The following is a 16,573-nucleotide window of genomic DNA, read 5'->3' on the forward strand; positions in this document are numbered from 1 at the left end:
CAGAGGGTTAGAACTCCTGACCCATGACGATGTGAATGTTGCTACCGCCACGCTGTGAGGAGCCGTCGGGCTTGTCAAAGCCATAGCCCCAGTCCAGTCCGAGCATACCAAGGAAAGGTAGCGTGATACGGAAGCCGACACCGGCGGAGCGCTTGAGGTTGAAGGCGTTGAAGTTGCTGATGTCTCGCCACGCATTACCAGCCTCGAGGAAGGCGACGGCCCAGACATTGTACTGCCCCTCGAAGAGGATCGGCATACGTAGCTCAGCCATCATACGCATATAGGCGTAAGCGTAGTCATAGTTGCCACCAGCGATCGAGCCGTTGCTATATCCACGTAGCGGGATGGTCTCGTTGAGGAAGTTGCCTACGTAGCCACTCATATTGTCACCACCCATGTAGTAGGTGCCGAAGGGTGAGCGCTTGAACGGTGTGTAGTGACCGATGAAGCCCGCATCTAGACGCGTCATGAGGACGGGCGTATACTTCACAGTGACAGGGTTCATGAGCGGGGTGAAGACCTTGCCCGAGAACTTCCACTTGTGGTACTCGACAAAGCGGTAGCGATCCTCCGACTTGAGATTGATGTTGGAGTAGTCGATGCCGTCCCAGAGGGAGTATGGAGGTGTGGCACTGACGGACAGCGTAAAGGAGGAGCCACGACGGGTGTAGATCGGGTTGTCGATCGAGTTGCGCGAGAGCGCCAGTGTGAGGCTTATGTCGTTAGCGTGACCATTGTGAAAGCCTTGGAAGGTTTCGTAGACCCAATCACGGAGGTAGTAGTGGGTATAGTTGAGCGTAGCATTGACATTAAACCAGTTGTCTGGCCAGTTGAGTCGCTTACCGAAGCCGACCGTTGCTCCGAAGATGTGCATGGACTGGTTGGGGTTGTAGGAGTTTTCCATCAGCGACTGCCTGTACCCACCATCGTAGCCATAGCCACCGTAACCGCCATAGCCGTAACCACCGTAACCACCATAGCCTCCGTATCCGCCATAGTAGCCTGGGTAGTAGCCCATCCCCTGCGTACGGTTGTTATAGTAACGGGTATCGATAGCGGTCTGCATGGAGTAGAAGAGCGACGCCGTAAAGAAGTTCGGGCGCTTGCCACCAAACCAGGGATCGGAGAATTGTAAGCTGAAGGAGTGGTAGTAGCGACCATTACTCATCGCATTGAGGGAGAGGGTCTGGCCATCGCCCTGCGGGATGAGACCACGGTACGCCTTCGGGTGGAAGAGGTTGTAGATCGAGAAGTTGGTAAAGTTGATACCCGCACGTCCGATGATACCGGCCTGAGACCAACCGAAGGAGAGCTCAAACTTGTCATTGTTCCTGCGCTGCAGCGAGTACTCTATATCTACGGTACCCTCCTGAGGGTTGGGGATTGGCGTGGGGAAGCTCTTCTCTGGATCAAAGTGTCCGAGCTGGTTGAGCGTCATCCAGGAGTTCATCATATCCTCCTTGCTAAAGAGCTTGCCTGGCTTCGTATAGAGCTCACGACGGATCACCTCCTCGTAGATGTCATGGTTGCCTCGTATGATCACCTTGTCGATGGTAGCCTGCGGGCCCTCGACAATGCGCAGATCGAGCGATACGGAGTCGCCCTCGACGTAGGTCTCCACGGGGTCTATGCCTGAGAATATATAGCCGTTGTTGTAGTAGAGGTTGGCGACAGCATCGTCCTCGGCGTAAAGACGCTTCGTAAGACGATCCTGATCATAGACGTCTCCGTGCTGCATACCGAGCATAGCCTCGAGAAGGGGCGTGGGGAACTTCGTATTGCCGACGAAGTTGATATCCTTGATGTAGTAGCGATGCCCCTCGGAGATGTTGATGAAGATATCGATCTGCTTATCGTTCTTCGGATTGCGAGCGATGGAGTCTGAGAGAATCTCCGCATCGCGGTAGCCCGCCTTGTGATAAGCATTTAGGATGTTGCGCAAGTCCTCCTGATAAGTGTCTTGGATAAACTTCTTGCTCTGGAAGAGCTCTAGGAGCGAGTTCCAGAGGTTGCCACGATTGAGACGGAAGGTTTCGTTCGTCTTCTTCATCGCCTTACGCAGATCGGTGTCGGATAGCGCCTTATTGCCCGAGAAGTAGATGTTAGCGATCTTCGTCTTGTACTTCTTATCGACCGTGATGCCGAGCTTGACATACCCTTCACGAGATAGGTCAGGTTGCTGGTCGAAGGTGACCTCCATCTCGCTATAGCCCTTCTCATTGTAATACTTCTGTATCAGTTGCTCCGTGCGGTCGAGGACGTTGGGCGAGAGCTGCATGCTCTCTCGTAGCCCCGTCTTGGTCTGCAGGTCTTCCTGCTCGGACTTCTTAATGTTGTGGTAGGTGACCGAGGCAATACGAGGATGCTGCTCCAGCTGCACCTCCAGCCACACTTTGTCGCCCACATACTTAGTCACGAGTACACGTGCATTGGCAAAGGCGCCATTGCGTGTGAACTGCTGTACCACAGCACTCGTCGCCACTCCTGGTATCTCTATCTGATTCCCCACCTTGAGACCCGTATAGCCTAGCAAGACCTCCTGATCGTACCCTTGAGCACCAGTGATGGTCACGCCCGCGATGGTCTTGGTGACGGGATGAGCGTAGTCGATCTTGGGGGCATAGATCGTGTCGGCTGGGGTGGTAGCAACTTGTGCACTCGCTGTGGTCACCGCGAGGAGCGCTATAAGTGCGAAGAGTATATTGTGATATCGTTGCATTGTCATCATTAGGAGATCAGATGGGTCTGTGATGTATGGGTCTTTGTTTTACTGTGGCACCGTGCCGAAGCGTCGCTGGCGTAAGGCAAAGTCTGCAAGCGCCTTGTCCAGCTCTGCCTCATCAAAGTCCGGCCATAATGTGTCTGTGAAGTACAGCTCTGTGTAAGCTGATTGGAGTAGGAGAAAGTTCGAGAGCCTCTGCTCTCCACCTGTACGAATGAGCAGGTCGGGCATCGGCATGCCACTGGTGTAGAGATAGTCATTGATCAGATCGGTGCGTGACAAGTCGTCATTACTGAGACGTCCCGACTGCACATCCGCAACGATATGCTGTATCGCATGACTGACCTCCGTATAGGAGGAGTAGCTCAGCGCCATGCCTAGGGTGATCCGCTTGCCATCCTTGGTCTGCTCCATGGAGTCTCTGAGCTGCGCTGCTGTCTCGGCGGGGAGCTGGTCAATATCTCCGATAGCTCGTAGCCGCACCCCCTCCTCGATGAAGCGAGGCGTGTAGTGATGTAGCCCCTCTGCTAGAAGCTGCATGATATAGTTAACCTCAGGCTCTGGGCGGTTCCAGTTCTCTGTACTGAAGGCGTACACCGTCAGGTATGGGATGCCCCGCTCGGCTACGGCACTGAGGATAGTCTCCAGCGCGTCGACACCCTGCTTGTGTCCATAGCTACGCGACAAGCCTCGTCGCTGAGCCCAGCGCCCATTGCCGTCCATGATGATGGCTATATGTTGCGGTGTCTGCTGTTTCATCATTTTGGTGTCTGCCAGTTAGGGTAGCTGTCCGATCCGTGGCAAGGTTCGCTGCGCTTGCCAAATTCATAGGTTATACTCACGATCAAGCCTATCGTAGCGTCGCCCCCCTTGATCCAGTTCGCAGGCATCCCGTAAGGGTTGTTGAGCCAGCCCGTCTGCTCCGTAGGCGTGTCCAGGTGGGAGCTAAGGTAATAGATACCTTGCAGCGCGGCGATCAGGTTAAGACGATTGCGAAGCTTGTACTTGATCCCCGTCTTGATGCCAGCCCCTGGCAGGAAAGCCATCTTGTGCCCCGAAAGCGTCGTACCGACACTGAGGCCAGCACCTATATAAGGTACCAAAGAGCGAGTCTGCAGGTAGCGAAACTTGTCGCTGTAGTGAGCGAAGTTGTACTCCGCCCAGCCGTTTAGCGTCAGCAGATGAGAGGCTCCACGGGTAGCTTGATTAGCCTCTCTAGCCTGCGGATAGTCTGTCTGCGCATAGCGACAGTCGAAGGGGAGGAAGCTGTAGCCCAGTTCACCCGAAAAGGCCAACCGGAAGTTGTGATTGTAGCGAAAAGCCACTCCGCCCGTTCCCCCTATCGGTACGAAGGGAATACGTCTATTGGCATTCCCCAGATAGGACGCAGCACCTACATATCCTCCCATCTCATAGCGATACTCCTGCGCCGTCAGCGAGACAGCACAGAGCATCAGGAGGAGAGGAGCCAGAAGGCGAGAGCGGGTCGACATAGGTCTGCGAGGGTATACTTACTGAAAGCGAATAGGCTGCCCGATCCAAAGCGTGGGAGCCCCACCCTTCAGTCCGCCAAAGAGGTAAATGCGACCATCATCGCCACGGTAAAGCGCTAAGCCACGCTGCTGCGTCTGCGACTTGTCATAGTAGAGAGCTGGAAGTATCGACTCCTCTGTCAATGGCTGCCATACAGTGCCGTAGTCTAGCGATACGTAGACACGCATCACTGGTTGCTCAGCATGCTTAGGACGAGCTGCAGGCTTGACAAGCAGTATCGTCTGGTCTTGTGGCTCATAGATCATAGCTCCTGGCAGATTGCTCGGCCAGATCTTGCTTACGACTTTGGCATCGTGAGGCGTAAGCCAGTCACGGCCGTTGGAAGAGGTGTAGACCAGTGCCGTGGTATCTGCTACGGAGCCTCCGATGAGAAACGCTACAGGATGATGCTCGACGGTGAACGAGAGACGAGCGTTGTCCTCTAGAGGGAAAGCCTTCGGAACTCGTATGCCACGCTCACTGCCGAAGTGTACGCCATCGGTAGACTTCACAGCCACAAGAGGGGTATTCTCTCCTCTGTAGTATAGGTTGCCCAAGAGGTAAGAAGCTCTACCAGGCAAAGCGTTGCTCTGGTTCCACTTACCACCCTGATGCTCATAGATAGTCGCCTGTCCGCTCTCCTGCAGACAGAGGATTGCATCACTGCCACCCTGCTCTGCGATGTCCATAATGGGTGAGTCGAGCATCGTAGGTATCGTCACCTCTTGCCATAGCTCAGGCTCCTTGTGTGAGGCGCGCCATAGATGCCTCTCGGTAGCGGTACGGGCAAAGTAGTAGTAAGCCTCGCCATTGTCCACGAGACGGCTCAAGACGATATTCTCATTCGTCGCTGTGGCTGGCGCTGCGTGCGCTGACTTCGTCCATGTGTGGGTGTAGGGATCACGGTCATAGACGTTTATCTTAAGCTCGTACTCCTTGGTTAGGGAGGTATTCTTACGATGATGCATCACGATGCGCACCCCATCGGCATACTTGGACATGTTGACCGTGTCCAGCCCAGACGTTGAGGACTGCTCGACACCGCCTATGTAAACCTTAGGCAGTGCATCTGGTGAGGCCGTAATCTTCAACTTGACCGTTCCAATTTTTGTTCCCTTAGGTAGCGGACGAGCGTTGTATATCAGTCCTTTCCGGTGATCTATAGAGAAGATCGTTTTCTCCAGTTCAGGGACAGACTTGTCACTCATCTTGAGCTCTGAGATCAGTACGCTCTCTACCTGCACATCCTCTACGAGCGCCTTGCGCTGGCAGGAGGGCAAGCTGATGAGCGGTAGCAAAGCTACAGCGAGGAGTAGGTATCTATGGAGAGATTGTATGGTGCGAATCATATAGAATACTTGATATGAAGACAAAGATACTACTTCCCGCGAAAATAGAGATTAGACTTTAGAGATTAGAGGTTAGAAATTAGACTTTAGAGATTAGAGGTTAGAGACGCTACACGCTCCCAAGAGGATACGAGAAGAGATCTAATCTCTAACTTCTAAACTCTAACTTCTAAAGTCTAAAGTCTAATGCGACACGTGCACCCGCTTGGTGGCGGGAGCCATCGTTAGTCTCTCCTGCACGCGCTCCGTCACAGCCGTGGCTAGTTCAGTGAAGTAGTGACTCATCACCTGGTCACTCTGTGCTGCTATCGGCTCTCCCGCATCGCCAGCCTCGCAGACACTCTGCACGAGTGGCAGCTGACCCAGGAGCGGGATGTGGAATTGCTCGGCCAATCGCTTACCCCCGTCACGACCGAAGATGTAGTACTTATTGTTGGGTAGCTCGGCAGGCGTAAACCAAGACATATTTTCCACCAAGCCGAGGATAGGTACATTGACAGGATCCGTTTGGAAGAGGTTGATCCCCTTCATCGCATCAACGAGAGCCACCTCTTGCGGTGTGGTCACCACAATAGCGCCCGTGAGCGGTAGTGTCTGTACCAGCGTCAGGGCTATATCGCCTGTCCCAGGAGGCATGTCGATGAGTAGGTAGTCCAGCTCTCCCCAATGACCCTCGGTGAGCAACTGCTTGAGCGCATTCGAAGCCATCGTACCACGCCATAGGAGCGCTTGGTTGGGACTTACGAAGAAGCCGATGGAGAGCATCTTGATCCCTTCCGTCACGACGATCGGAGCGATGCGATCCTTGCCGTCCACCTCCTCAGCCACAGGTCGAGCGTCCTCACAGTGAAACATCTTAGGCATCGACGGACCATAGATGTCGGCATCGAGGAGCCCTACTCTATACCCTTGGCGAGCTAGAGCCACCGCCAGATTGCTCGTGACTGTACTCTTGCCCACGCCCCCCTTGCCACTGAAGATGGCGATCGTGTTAGAAACCATCGGGAGCGGGTTCTCCACCTCAGGCTGCTCCGGCTCCTCTCTAAAGGTTGCCTTGATACGACCCGCCACATCTGCCTTGGCGTCCAGGAAGGTGAGGATAGCGGTCTCTGCCGCTTTGACCACGGAGCGAGCAAACGGATCTCGCACACGGGGGAAGTGTAGCGTCAGAGAGATCTGCCGTCCATTGATCTGTATGTCGTCTGTCACGATACCTGACGTGACAATGTCTGTACCCGTACCTGGATAGCGCACATTGCGCAGCGCATCAAGTACCTGCTCGGTTGTATAGCTATTCATATCTTGTTTCGATTACTTGGTCTGAGCTTTTATTCTTCCTGAGCAAACGCCCGCTCCACTTGATGCAGGAGTCCACCCGGGACCTGCGACCAACTGGTATAGTCGTCATGCTCCGGCTCACTCTCGGGCTCTAGCCACTGCTCGCGCATAGGTAGGGCAAAGCGGATATACTTGATCACCTTACCTCTCCCCAGCCACTGCTTCTCGTAGTGAGTCAGGACACGTGGTATGCCGTACTGTGTCAGCGGAGCTTCCTCTTGATAAAGGTCTGGCAGCGCCACGATAGGCTCCACGCCATTGACCTCCAGCAAGCTCAGCGTGTACTCATAGAGGAAGGTGCTGTCGGTCTTAAGGTGCACCACCCCATCGGGCTTGAGATAGCGGTTGTAACTAGCCAAGAAAGCTGACGAGAGAAGTCTAGCACGTGTGCGCTTCATCTGCGGGTCGGGGAAAGTGATCCAGAGCTCACTCACCTCACCAGGGGCAAAGGCAAGTGGCAATAAGTTAATGTCCGTGCGCAGGAAAGCTGCGTTGGTCAGCCCTTTGTCTAGAGCCTCCGTAGCGCCATGCCACATACGTGCGCCCTTGCGGTCCACGCCAATATAGTTGTGCGTAGCATCTTGATGAGCCAGAGCCACCGTGTACTCACCTCGTCCGCAGCCCAACTCTAGGACGAGCGGACGATCCGCGTCAAAGGCTCGCTGGCTCCACCCGCCAGCTATCTCTCCCGCCACCTCTGGTGAGGAGAGCTCCGCATAGCCATACTCATATACGTTGGGATAGCTATGCAGGTCGGCAAATTTCTCCAGCTTACGTCTAGCCATAGGCGCTCCTCAGGATCGATTATTCCTGATCCTCATCGGTGTCTATGACATCGACCAGCCCCTCCTCGGCATAGTAGTCGTAGAGCGTAGAGACAAGATCGTACGCATCGTCCTCGTGCATCTTGACGCCCATATCCTGACTCAAGTGATCAGAGACATAGGCTGCCATTGCGTCTATGTCTAGGCAGACCTCCTCATCATCGCCCTGCGTCTCAGTATAGTCGTCACAGAGATCCATCACGTAGAGAAAGATCTCATCATCGTCATACTCCTTGATAAAGGAGGGATCGAGATGATCGCGCAGGTAGTGGACCGCGCCTCGATCGATCTGCTCAAAGTCTAAGTCTGCCATCATACTATAATTATATGTGTAGGTTAAATGTTGTCACTCGCTCCATCACTTCAGGGACTGGTAGAAAGCCTCCAGAAGCCGTCCCGCACCCACGAAGGGGGTCATACGATTCTCTAGGACCTCGTGCTCTATCGACTCTTGGAGCTGCTTGACCTGCTCATTGTCGTAGAAGGAGCGACGGAGCTCCTCATTGACCGTCTCATACATCCACCACTTCTCCTGCCGGCGACGATTGTACTCAAAGTAGCCACTCTCCTTAGTCGTCTGACGATAAGTATCGATCATGTCAAAGATCTCCTTGATACCTATCCCCTTCAGTCCGGAGTAGGTCATGACCTTCGGCTCCCAGCCCGACTCGGTAGCGGGAAAGAGCTGTAGCGCATTGCGAAAGTGCTGCGCTGCCAGACGAGCCTTGTCGACGTTGTCGCCATCAGCCTTGTTGATGATGATTCCATCGGCCATCTCCATGATACCACGCTTGATGCCTTGTAGCTCATCGCCTGTGCCGGCCAGCTGAATCAGGAGGAAGAAGTCGACCATCGAGTGTACTGCCGTCTCACTCTGCCCGACCCCCACCGTCTCAACGAAGACCGTGTCAAAGCCTGCAGCCTCGCAGAGGATAATGGTCTCACGCGTCTTGCGTGCCACACCACCCAGCGAAGAGCTACTAGCGCTCGGACGAATGAAAGCATGCTCCTCACGTGAGAGTCGCTCCATACGAGTCTTGTCGCCTAGGATACTTCCCTTCGAGATCTCACTACTAGGGTCTATCGCCAGCACCGCCAGCTTGTGCCCCTGCTTGATGAGATGCATACCGAAGGCATCTATCGACGTACTCTTGCCTGCGCCAGGCACGCCCGTGATGCCGACACGCATCGACTGCCCACTGTATGGCAGACAACCCTCTAGGATCTGCTGTGCCTTGAGCTGGTGGTCGTGGCGTGTACTCTCGACGAGCGTCACGGCACGAGCGAGGAAGGTACGATTGCCCGCTAAGATCTCCTCTATATAGCGCTCAGCGGGATAGTCCTCACGCTGCACCCGTTGCTGGCGCAGATAAGGATTGACCATAGGCTGGGCGGAGACACCTTTATTCACCTTGAGACCTTCATAGCGAGGGTCATTCTCAGGATGATCATTTGTGAGCATGGAGGATTTTAGAGGTTAGAGGTTAGAGATTAGAGGTCAGTAGTAACTTTAGCCAACAGCCAACAGCCAAGGGCTAACGGCCAACATCTACCGCTTAGGAATGACGATCAGGACGTTGCGCAGCGGAGCGTTCGGATCGTTGACCAGAAGGTCAAAGTTTGCCTTGACAGCTCCACGTGAGCGATCCACGCCCTCCAGCTTGAGCTGATAGCGTATGTCAGCACTGGCACCTGGGGCAATCGTCTCGGGATGATCCAAGATGGTCAGGAAGGCGGTATTGCTCTCCACGGAGTAGAGCTGCATAGGAGCTTCGCCTTCATTCTTTAGTGCGACCGTCCCCTCATAGACCAGTTCTTCTGGAGCTAAGTCAGTCAGACGCTGGTAAGTCTTCAGCTCGGCACGAGGTGCTGCGGCATCCTTGACAAAGTGGGGTGGCATCACAAGACGTACCATCACACCACCAGAGAGGTCTGGCTCGCCATCCTGCGTGTGCACCGTGATGCCTATCCACCCTTTGTGGATGCCAGGCGTCACAGACCCATCACTATGTGCCGTCAGGAAGATCTCCTCAGGCTCGTAAGCCGCTAGCGTAGCTCGGCTTATACTACTAGATAGAAAGTTGGGAACTGTATCCAGCGAAACCTCCAGAGGCTGACCCGTCGGATTATTGAGCATCAGACGAATCGTATTCTCCTCGCCTGCAGGCTGTAGTGGAAAGTCCAAAAAGAGGTTACTCACCTGCAGTGCTCCGATCTCTTGCTGGTAGAGCGCACTCGCTGGGGTCTGCCTACCGAGTGTAGCCACATTCCCCTTGATCGTCAGCTTGACAGGCTTATTCGGATCTGCAGAAGTGTAGACACGCGTGTACTTGACGAAAGAGCCAGGACGATTTAGCGGATTGTAGGTAATCTGGATAGGTATCGAATCCCCAGGAGCTACAGCAGTACGATCATAACTAGGGGTCGTACAGCCACAGTCCGTATTGACGCGCAGGATGACCATCGGCTGATCAGAGACGTTGTGCAAGGTGAAGCTGTGCGACACAGTGCCCCGCTCCTCAGCAATCGTCCCGAAGTTGTGGATTGCTGAGAGCGAGTCTATCATCTCCCTCCTTTGCTGAGCTCGCACTACACCTAGCGTAGTAGCGAGGCAGAGCAGGAGAGCTACTATTCTTCTTGTAGCCATACACTATCTATCTTAGTTCGCTTGAGACACGCCCTTCCACCCCACGGCCTTCGTCATGAAGGCTCTGGGGCGTGTAGCGTCGCATCAAGTGACTGTAGACTTATCTCTCGCGAGTAAGGGCTACTCGACAATACCCTTGATGCGTAGGATGTAGCTACCATCCTTGCCATTGCTATAGACCGAGATAGTTTTGACGAACTGTCCAGGACGTCCAGCAGGATTGTAGGTTACCTTGATTGTCGTGCTCTTACCTGGAGCTATAGGAGCTGTCTCAAACTCAGGCTTCGTGCAGCCACAAGAGGCTACGACACGTGTGAGCACGAGGGGTGCTGTGCCTGTGTTCTTGATCGTGAAGGTGTGACTTACGGGGCCATCGACCTCCTTGATCGTACCAAAGTCAAACTCAGTCTCCGTAGCAGTAATCTGAGCGCCAGACTGCTTGCCAGTTTGCTTGTTCTGAGCTCCAGCTAGTGTAGCACAGAGGAGGAGGATTGTTGTAAGGATTGCAATGCGTTTCATAAACTTTGTAGTCTTAAGATTTATACTCTATATCATCGGCGCGACTATAGCACTCTGACCAAGCTAGCAAGCCTCTCAGCGCTTATAGCCTCACCCGGCAGGTCGTCCAAACGTATGCCACACTCGCGACAGAACGGAGTGAACACAACCTACGCTCTGCAAATATACTACTTTCTGATGATACGGGTGATCACCTCCTAGGGCTAACGCATTACAATCAGCCGTCTAGGAGCGGCGCATGAGGATAACTAGGGATACACGGTCCGAGCATCACTACTCAGTAGCTACGGATTCCCTCTGATTACGCCTTCCTCCCGAAGGATTGAATTCCTACCTAGGAATTTGCCAAATAGCTACCTAGGAATTCCTCCAATAGCTACCTAGGAAATAAAAAATTCTTCGGAGGAATCAAATGAAACTTCGGAGGAATCAAAAAATAAGTCCGAAGAATTTGCCATTTCCTAGGTAGGAAATCAGAAATATCCACGGAGGAATTTGGGCAATTCCTAGGTAGATATTGGTTTGTACTCATAGACAGTCCATTGACCTATCCGATGACCTAGTCTCTAGATCAACTGGTGTAGTGAGCTTGGACAGGGTATAACGAAAGAGAGGTGGCAACCTTGTGTCGGTCACCACCTCTCTCATTTGTTACTTGCTCGTCTGACTAGCGCTTATATAGGATGTGTCCTGTCTAGCCTTATGACGGTAAGTTATAGCTGTCTCTTACTTGATATCGATGATAGCAACGCGGTTCCACTCGTTTGTAGCGAATGGCTGTACTGTATCACCCTTGAAGTCGATGACGATGTTGTCTGCGCTGACACCATAGTTGTCTATGAGAGCCTTCTTGACAGCCTCGGCACGACGCTGAGAGAGAGTCATGTTGATGTTAGCATTACCAGTCTGCTCGTCAGCATAGCCTACGATGTAGATCTTACCACCGTTTGCCTTTGCAGACTCAGCGGAGTTGTACACGTTGATCATCTGGTTCTTGTCGATCTTAGCGCTACCGATACGGAAGGCTACGACATTCTCGATGACGCTCTTAGCAACAGGAGCAGCCTCTGGGCACTCAGGGCAAGATACAGGACGCTTGCTGAGCTCAGCATTCTGAGCACGGAGTGAGCTGATCTGACCGTTGAGGTCGTTGACGAGGTCATAATCCATAGGAGTAACAGGCTGGAAGGCTACACGACCGAGCTTGAAGGTTAGGCCAGCAGATACAAGAGCCGTAACGTCTGCAGGCTCATGTACTGTATGAGTACCCTGGAAGTCATTCTTAGATACCATCATCTGTCCCTCAAGGTTGAGGTCGACGCGCTTACCTAGACGGAACTTGAGAGCTAGACCACCATTGAGGAGGCCGCTGATTGTGTTCTCAGCACCAAGCTTGTCACCACTCTTATCGTCAGCTGAGTAGAACTTCATATGACCACCTAGACCAACGAAGGGGACGAGGTGGAAGACGCGGTTCTCTCTGTATGGAGCGAAGTAGTTGACCAGGTCAAACATAAACTCTAGTGAAGCAGCACCGAAGACGTTCTGATAGCGAGTGAGCTCGGTAGCTCCAGGGAGCTTGTCAAAGCTATATACGTTCCATGCGTAGCCACGTAGACGAGTAGCAAAGTAAGGAGAGTGCCAACGTCCGAACGAAAGGCTGGCAATGGGAGATATGCGGTCTACAAACTCAGCCTCCCTATTAACCTTATTGCCAAAAGGTAGCATAGCTGCACCTCCGTGTAGCTCGATGAACCAATGAGCTGCAGGATCTTGCTCAAACTCCGTCATGTATGCGGGGCGGTTGTCGACCTGTGAAGCCTCCTGAGCCTGAGCCACGAATGCTGTTAGGGCAACAACGAGTGATAGCATAAATACTTTTGCTTTCATATTTCTAGTGTGTTTAATTCGTAGATTGATGATTTGAGTGAGCTATACGACTTACTTAGAGCGTATGATAACAACACGGTTCCAAGCCTTCGTATCAAACAGCTTGTCTGTAGCACCCTCCCACTGAGTGGTGATCATATCAGCTGATACGCCGAAGTCATTGATGAGGGCATTTGCGACAGCCTTAGCACGACGCTCAGATAGACCCAAGTTGTAATTGGCATCACCCGTTGTGTCGGTGTAGCCGATAACTAGGATAGGCGTGTTGTGAGCCTTGACATACTCGCTAACGTTGTAGAGCGTGATCATCTGGTTCTTGTCGATGCGAGAGCTATCGAACTTGAAGAGGATCGTCTTGTCAGACATAACCTCTGTCGTAGTAGTCTGTGCGGTTAGCTCAGGGCACTCAGGGCAAGAGACAGGACGCTTGCTGAGCTCAGCATTCTCTGCACGGAGTGAGCTGATCTGGCTGTTGAGATCGTTGATTAGGTTGTAGTCCATCGGGACAACCTCAGTCCACTCGACACCACCCATGCGGAAGTTAAGACCTCCTGTGAGGGCTCCGTAGAGACCGTTGTAGGCATTAGGATTCCAAGCAGTAGACTTGGGGCAGTGGCTGTAGTTAAAGTTGAAGTTGTTGTAGATAGCCTTACCCTCGATGACGAGATCAGCACGACGACCTAGACGGAACTGGAGCTGTAGACCAGCGTCGATAGCTGCTGTGTGATGCAGATCCTCAAAAGCCTTGTTGAACTTCATGTTGTAGCCCACACCTGCAAATGGGATGATGTGGAAGACACGCTTAGCATTGTAGCGGCTGAAGTGATTGACCATGTCAAACATGAAGTCGTAGTGAGCACCTACGAAGCTCGTCTCGTAGTTCATCACATCGTTCCCTACCTTATAGTAGGTGTGAGCCTGAGCGCCAACTAGATTGAGGCGTGTAGCAAAAGAAGGCGTGTGATACTTGCCCAGAGAGAGCGAGTAAGACATCTGGAGGCGATCACCGAAAGGCTTCTCCTCATTGCCTTCTAGGAACTGAGCTCCCACACCACCCTGTAGCGTAAGGAACCAATGATCTGCTGCTGTGCCACGCTCAAAGGTTGTCTTGTAGACAGGCTTTGTGCCAGCTTGAGGTGCTGCAGTCTCCTGAGCACTCAGCGTTAGAGTAGTAACTCCCAACAAGAGGGAGATCAGAAAGAACTTTACTTTCATAATTATACTTTAGTCTTGTTACTGGTTTGTTTCTGATTAGTTTAGTGCGTCTTAGCGTGCTCTTCGCGCTCGAAGATTGGCATTCCAAAACACGTAGTACACTGCAAAAGTAGTATTATTTATTGACTTAACCAAATGAGATGCAAGATTGAGAAGGAATTTGACCTACAAAGTGCTCCATACTGAAGCTAATTACACCGTTCGTAGCCCCTCCAGACGGCTATAGTACAGCCTTTCACAGCCCTCACTACACTACTATAATAGGAGTGCTCTTCAATCCTGATGAATCTACGCTCCACATATGCCACTCCGTCCTAATCCCCAAAAGCTGTACCTTTGTGCCGCGAAGCTGTAGTACGACCCATATGTCTCCTACGTACATCCTCATAGATCAGGGTAATAGTCGCCTGAAGATCGCTCTAGCGACAGACGAACAGCTCTACCCGACACGACTCTACCCCGAGCCTCCCACCAGCGACCAACTACTGGAGCTGATGCACTCGTACCAGTTGCCTACACAGCCCCTCTACGCTATCTACAGCTCCGTGGGAGAGCGAGAGGCACCTTGGCTGGAATCGATCCAAAGCGTCTGCCAACTCTTTGTCACACTCGACGCTGAGACTCCACTACCTCTAGCAGAGGTACAGTATGACAGGCAGTGTCTGGGGGTGGATCGCGTAGCTAGCGTCGTCGCTGTAGCACAGCTCACGACGGAGCCTTCGCTAGTCATCGACATTGGCACTGCCATCACCTACGATCTGCTCCTGCCCGAGAAGCGCTATATGGGGGGCAACATATCCCCAGGTCCTGAGCTACGTCTACAAGCACTGCATGACTACACGGCTCGGCTACCTCGTGTGCCGTGGTCTGACATCCAGTCACACGCTGATTTATGGCACCAAGAGCTAGGCGGGCAGACTGATCAAGCGATATGGTTGGGGGTGGCACGAAGCATCGTTCACGAGATAGACGCCTATATAGAGGGTCTACGCAAGCGCTACCCTAGCTTAGCGGTCTGGATCACGGGTGGATATGCAGTGGATTTTGTCAAGTGGCTAAAATATCCGACCTTTGTGGAGACAAACTTAGTCGAGCGGGGGCTACGTGACATCCTTCAGTATCAAGTAGCACGCTCGCACGACAGTTGATCTATCCGTGACTTGCGACGGTCACAGCTACCACTCCTTATTATAATACAGCATATATGTCTCGACACATAGCACGCATCACTACCATAGTAACGCTCCTAGCGGCTGCCTTCCTAATTCCGAGTACAGTCTCTGCTCAGAGCAACGTTACGGAGTCACCCTACAGTCGCTTCGGCTTGGGCAGACTAGATAAGCAGACACCTCATGCCCTCAGAGGAATGGGTGGACTGACTACCGCTATACGAGACAACATGATCATCAACCCTGCCAACCCCGCTTCCTACACGGCGGTGGACTCGATGACGTTTCTCTTTGACTTCGGACTCTCTATGGGCATGAATATGCTCACCGAAGCGGGAAAGCGGGATGCACGTATGGTGGGCAACTTTGACTATGCTACGGCTCTGATACCGCTCGGCAAGCACTTTGCAGCCAGTGCTGGACTACTCCCCTACTCGACTGTCGGCTATCGCTATGGCACACGCGTACCTGTACCTGGAGTCCAGGATCACTACGCTGCGCACGCTTACAAGGGACAGGGCAACCTGCAGGAGGTCTATCTAGGCTTCGCATGGAAGATCCTCCCCTACTGGTCACTCGGTGTCAACGCTTCCTACCTCTTTGGCAATCTACAGCATGAGCGTCGCATCACATACGATATTAAGGAGAGTCTGAATCCGACTTTCCTCGACCACCTTCGTATTCGCTCGGTGGGTGTACGCATCGGGTCGCAGGGCATCATACCGCTCTCAGCTGATGGGCACAAGATTAACATAGGCTTCACTTACGAGCCCCAGCTTCCTATGTGGAGCAGACAGCTCTCTCTCCAGACGGAGACCGTGTCTGGCAAGGGGGCTCAAGTCATCCATGCCGACACGATCACGAGCAAGTCACTCTTTGCCCGTCCACACGTCTTCAGCGCAGGTCTAGCGTATCAAATAGAGAATAAACTTATCGCCGGGGCGGATGTCAAATATAGCAGATGGGGCAAGGCTCTTGCCACGAACCAATCACTAGACTACCAGGGGGTAGATCAGTGGCAAGTGGCACTAGGTATGTCGTGGATACCTAACGAGCGCTCCTCACGCTACGGGCAGCGCATAGCCTATCGCGCTGGACTACAAGGTGAGAACGCTTACTTACGTATCCCCAACAGCTTAGGAGGGCACAACTCCTACTACCAGATAGGAGCTAATCTGGGACTCGGACTACCACTCGTGGATAGACGCTCACATGTGGACGTAACGCTCGGATACTCCTACCTGCTCCCCTCTAGCCGTACAGGACTAGCGGAGCATTACTTGACACTGGGTGTGGCGCTACGCTTCAACGAGTCGTGGTTCAACCCAATCAAACTGGATTAAAACCTTTTATATAAGCACTAAGCC

Annotated in this window: 14 protein-coding genes; 2 read left to right on the forward strand and 12 right to left on the reverse strand. The window is 52.9% G+C overall.

Annotated features, from left to right (window positions below; genetic code table 11):
* Nucleotides 1–7: 7 nt before the first annotated feature.
* From L215_RS0104675 to L215_RS0104730, 12 genes are all read right to left on the reverse strand, one after another.
* Complete coding sequence (locus tag L215_RS0104675) at nucleotides 8–2,728, reverse strand: BamA/OMP85 family outer membrane protein (protein ID WP_025883251.1); 2,721 nt, start codon at nucleotides 2,726–2,728, stop codon at nucleotides 8–10.
* A 39-nt stretch (nucleotides 2,729–2,767) separates the two neighbouring features.
* On the reverse strand, nucleotides 2,768–3,484 hold the full coding sequence (locus tag L215_RS0104680; protein ID WP_025883250.1) for an isoprenyl transferase: 717 nt from the start codon (nucleotides 3,482–3,484) through the stop codon (nucleotides 2,768–2,770).
* Nucleotides 3,481–4,215 (reverse strand): hypothetical protein, encoded by a 735-nt coding sequence (locus tag L215_RS0104685; RefSeq protein ID WP_025883249.1) that lies wholly within the window; start codon nucleotides 4,213–4,215, stop codon nucleotides 3,481–3,483. Before L215_RS0104685 ends, L215_RS0104680 begins: the two co-directional genes overlap by 4 nt.
* An 18-nt stretch (nucleotides 4,216–4,233) precedes the next feature.
* Nucleotides 4,234–5,604 (reverse strand): DUF6242 domain-containing protein, encoded by a 1,371-nt coding sequence (locus tag L215_RS0104690; protein ID WP_025883247.1) that lies wholly within the window; start codon nucleotides 5,602–5,604, stop codon nucleotides 4,234–4,236.
* 183 nt (nucleotides 5,605–5,787) lie between these two features.
* Entirely contained in the window at nucleotides 5,788–6,903 is a 1,116-nt protein-coding gene (locus L215_RS0104695; RefSeq protein WP_025883245.1) for an Mrp/NBP35 family ATP-binding protein, read from the reverse strand.
* A gap of 29 nt (nucleotides 6,904–6,932) precedes the next feature.
* Nucleotides 6,933–7,727 carry a tRNA (guanosine(46)-N7)-methyltransferase TrmB gene (gene trmB / locus L215_RS0104700; RefSeq protein ID WP_027451424.1) on the reverse strand — a complete coding sequence of 265 codons (795 nt, stop codon included), beginning with the start codon at nucleotides 7,725–7,727 and terminating at the stop codon, nucleotides 6,933–6,935.
* Nucleotides 7,728–7,746: 19 nt separating this feature from the next.
* A complete protein-coding gene (locus L215_RS0104705) occupies nucleotides 7,747–8,082 on the reverse strand; it encodes a hypothetical protein (RefSeq protein WP_238296405.1) in 336 nt (111 codons plus the stop codon).
* A 42-nt stretch (nucleotides 8,083–8,124) separates the two neighbouring features.
* Entirely contained in the window at nucleotides 8,125–9,228 is a 1,104-nt protein-coding gene (gene meaB, locus L215_RS0104710; RefSeq protein WP_025883242.1) for a methylmalonyl Co-A mutase-associated GTPase MeaB, read from the reverse strand.
* 87 nt (nucleotides 9,229–9,315) lie between these two features.
* Nucleotides 9,316–10,413: a DUF1573 domain-containing protein gene (locus L215_RS0104715; RefSeq protein ID WP_025883240.1), complete on the reverse strand. Its 1,098-nt coding sequence runs from the start codon at nucleotides 10,411–10,413 to the stop codon at nucleotides 9,316–9,318.
* 120 nt (nucleotides 10,414–10,533) lie between these two features.
* Complete coding sequence (locus L215_RS0104720) at nucleotides 10,534–10,932, reverse strand: DUF1573 domain-containing protein (RefSeq protein ID WP_025883239.1); 399 nt, start codon at nucleotides 10,930–10,932, stop codon at nucleotides 10,534–10,536.
* A 726-nt stretch (nucleotides 10,933–11,658) separates the two neighbouring features.
* Complete coding sequence (locus L215_RS0104725; RefSeq protein ID WP_025883066.1) at nucleotides 11,659–12,822, reverse strand: OmpA family protein; 1,164 nt, start codon at nucleotides 12,820–12,822, stop codon at nucleotides 11,659–11,661.
* A gap of 51 nt (nucleotides 12,823–12,873) precedes the next feature.
* The gene (locus L215_RS0104730; RefSeq protein ID WP_025883068.1) at nucleotides 12,874–14,037 is read right to left on the reverse strand and encodes an OmpA family protein; all 1,164 of its coding nucleotides are present in this window, start codon (nucleotides 14,035–14,037) and stop codon (nucleotides 12,874–12,876) included.
* A 365-nt stretch (nucleotides 14,038–14,402) separates the two neighbouring features.
* Between L215_RS0104730 and L215_RS0104735 the strand changes: the two genes are divergently transcribed.
* Together L215_RS0104735 and L215_RS0104740 are read left to right on the forward strand one after the other, a co-directional pair.
* Nucleotides 14,403–15,185 (forward strand): type III pantothenate kinase, encoded by a 783-nt coding sequence (locus tag L215_RS0104735; RefSeq protein ID WP_027451425.1) that lies wholly within the window; start codon nucleotides 14,403–14,405, stop codon nucleotides 15,183–15,185.
* 56 nt (nucleotides 15,186–15,241) lie between these two features.
* Nucleotides 15,242–16,549: a BamG family beta-barrel-assembly machinery protein gene (locus L215_RS0104740; RefSeq protein WP_025883069.1), complete on the forward strand. Its 1,308-nt coding sequence runs from the start codon at nucleotides 15,242–15,244 to the stop codon at nucleotides 16,547–16,549.
* Nucleotides 16,550–16,573 lie beyond the last annotated feature (24 nt).

This window comes from Porphyromonas uenonis DSM 23387 = JCM 13868 (genome assembly GCF_000482365.1).
Taxonomy (GTDB): Bacteria; Bacteroidota; Bacteroidia; order Bacteroidales; family Porphyromonadaceae; genus Porphyromonas; species Porphyromonas uenonis.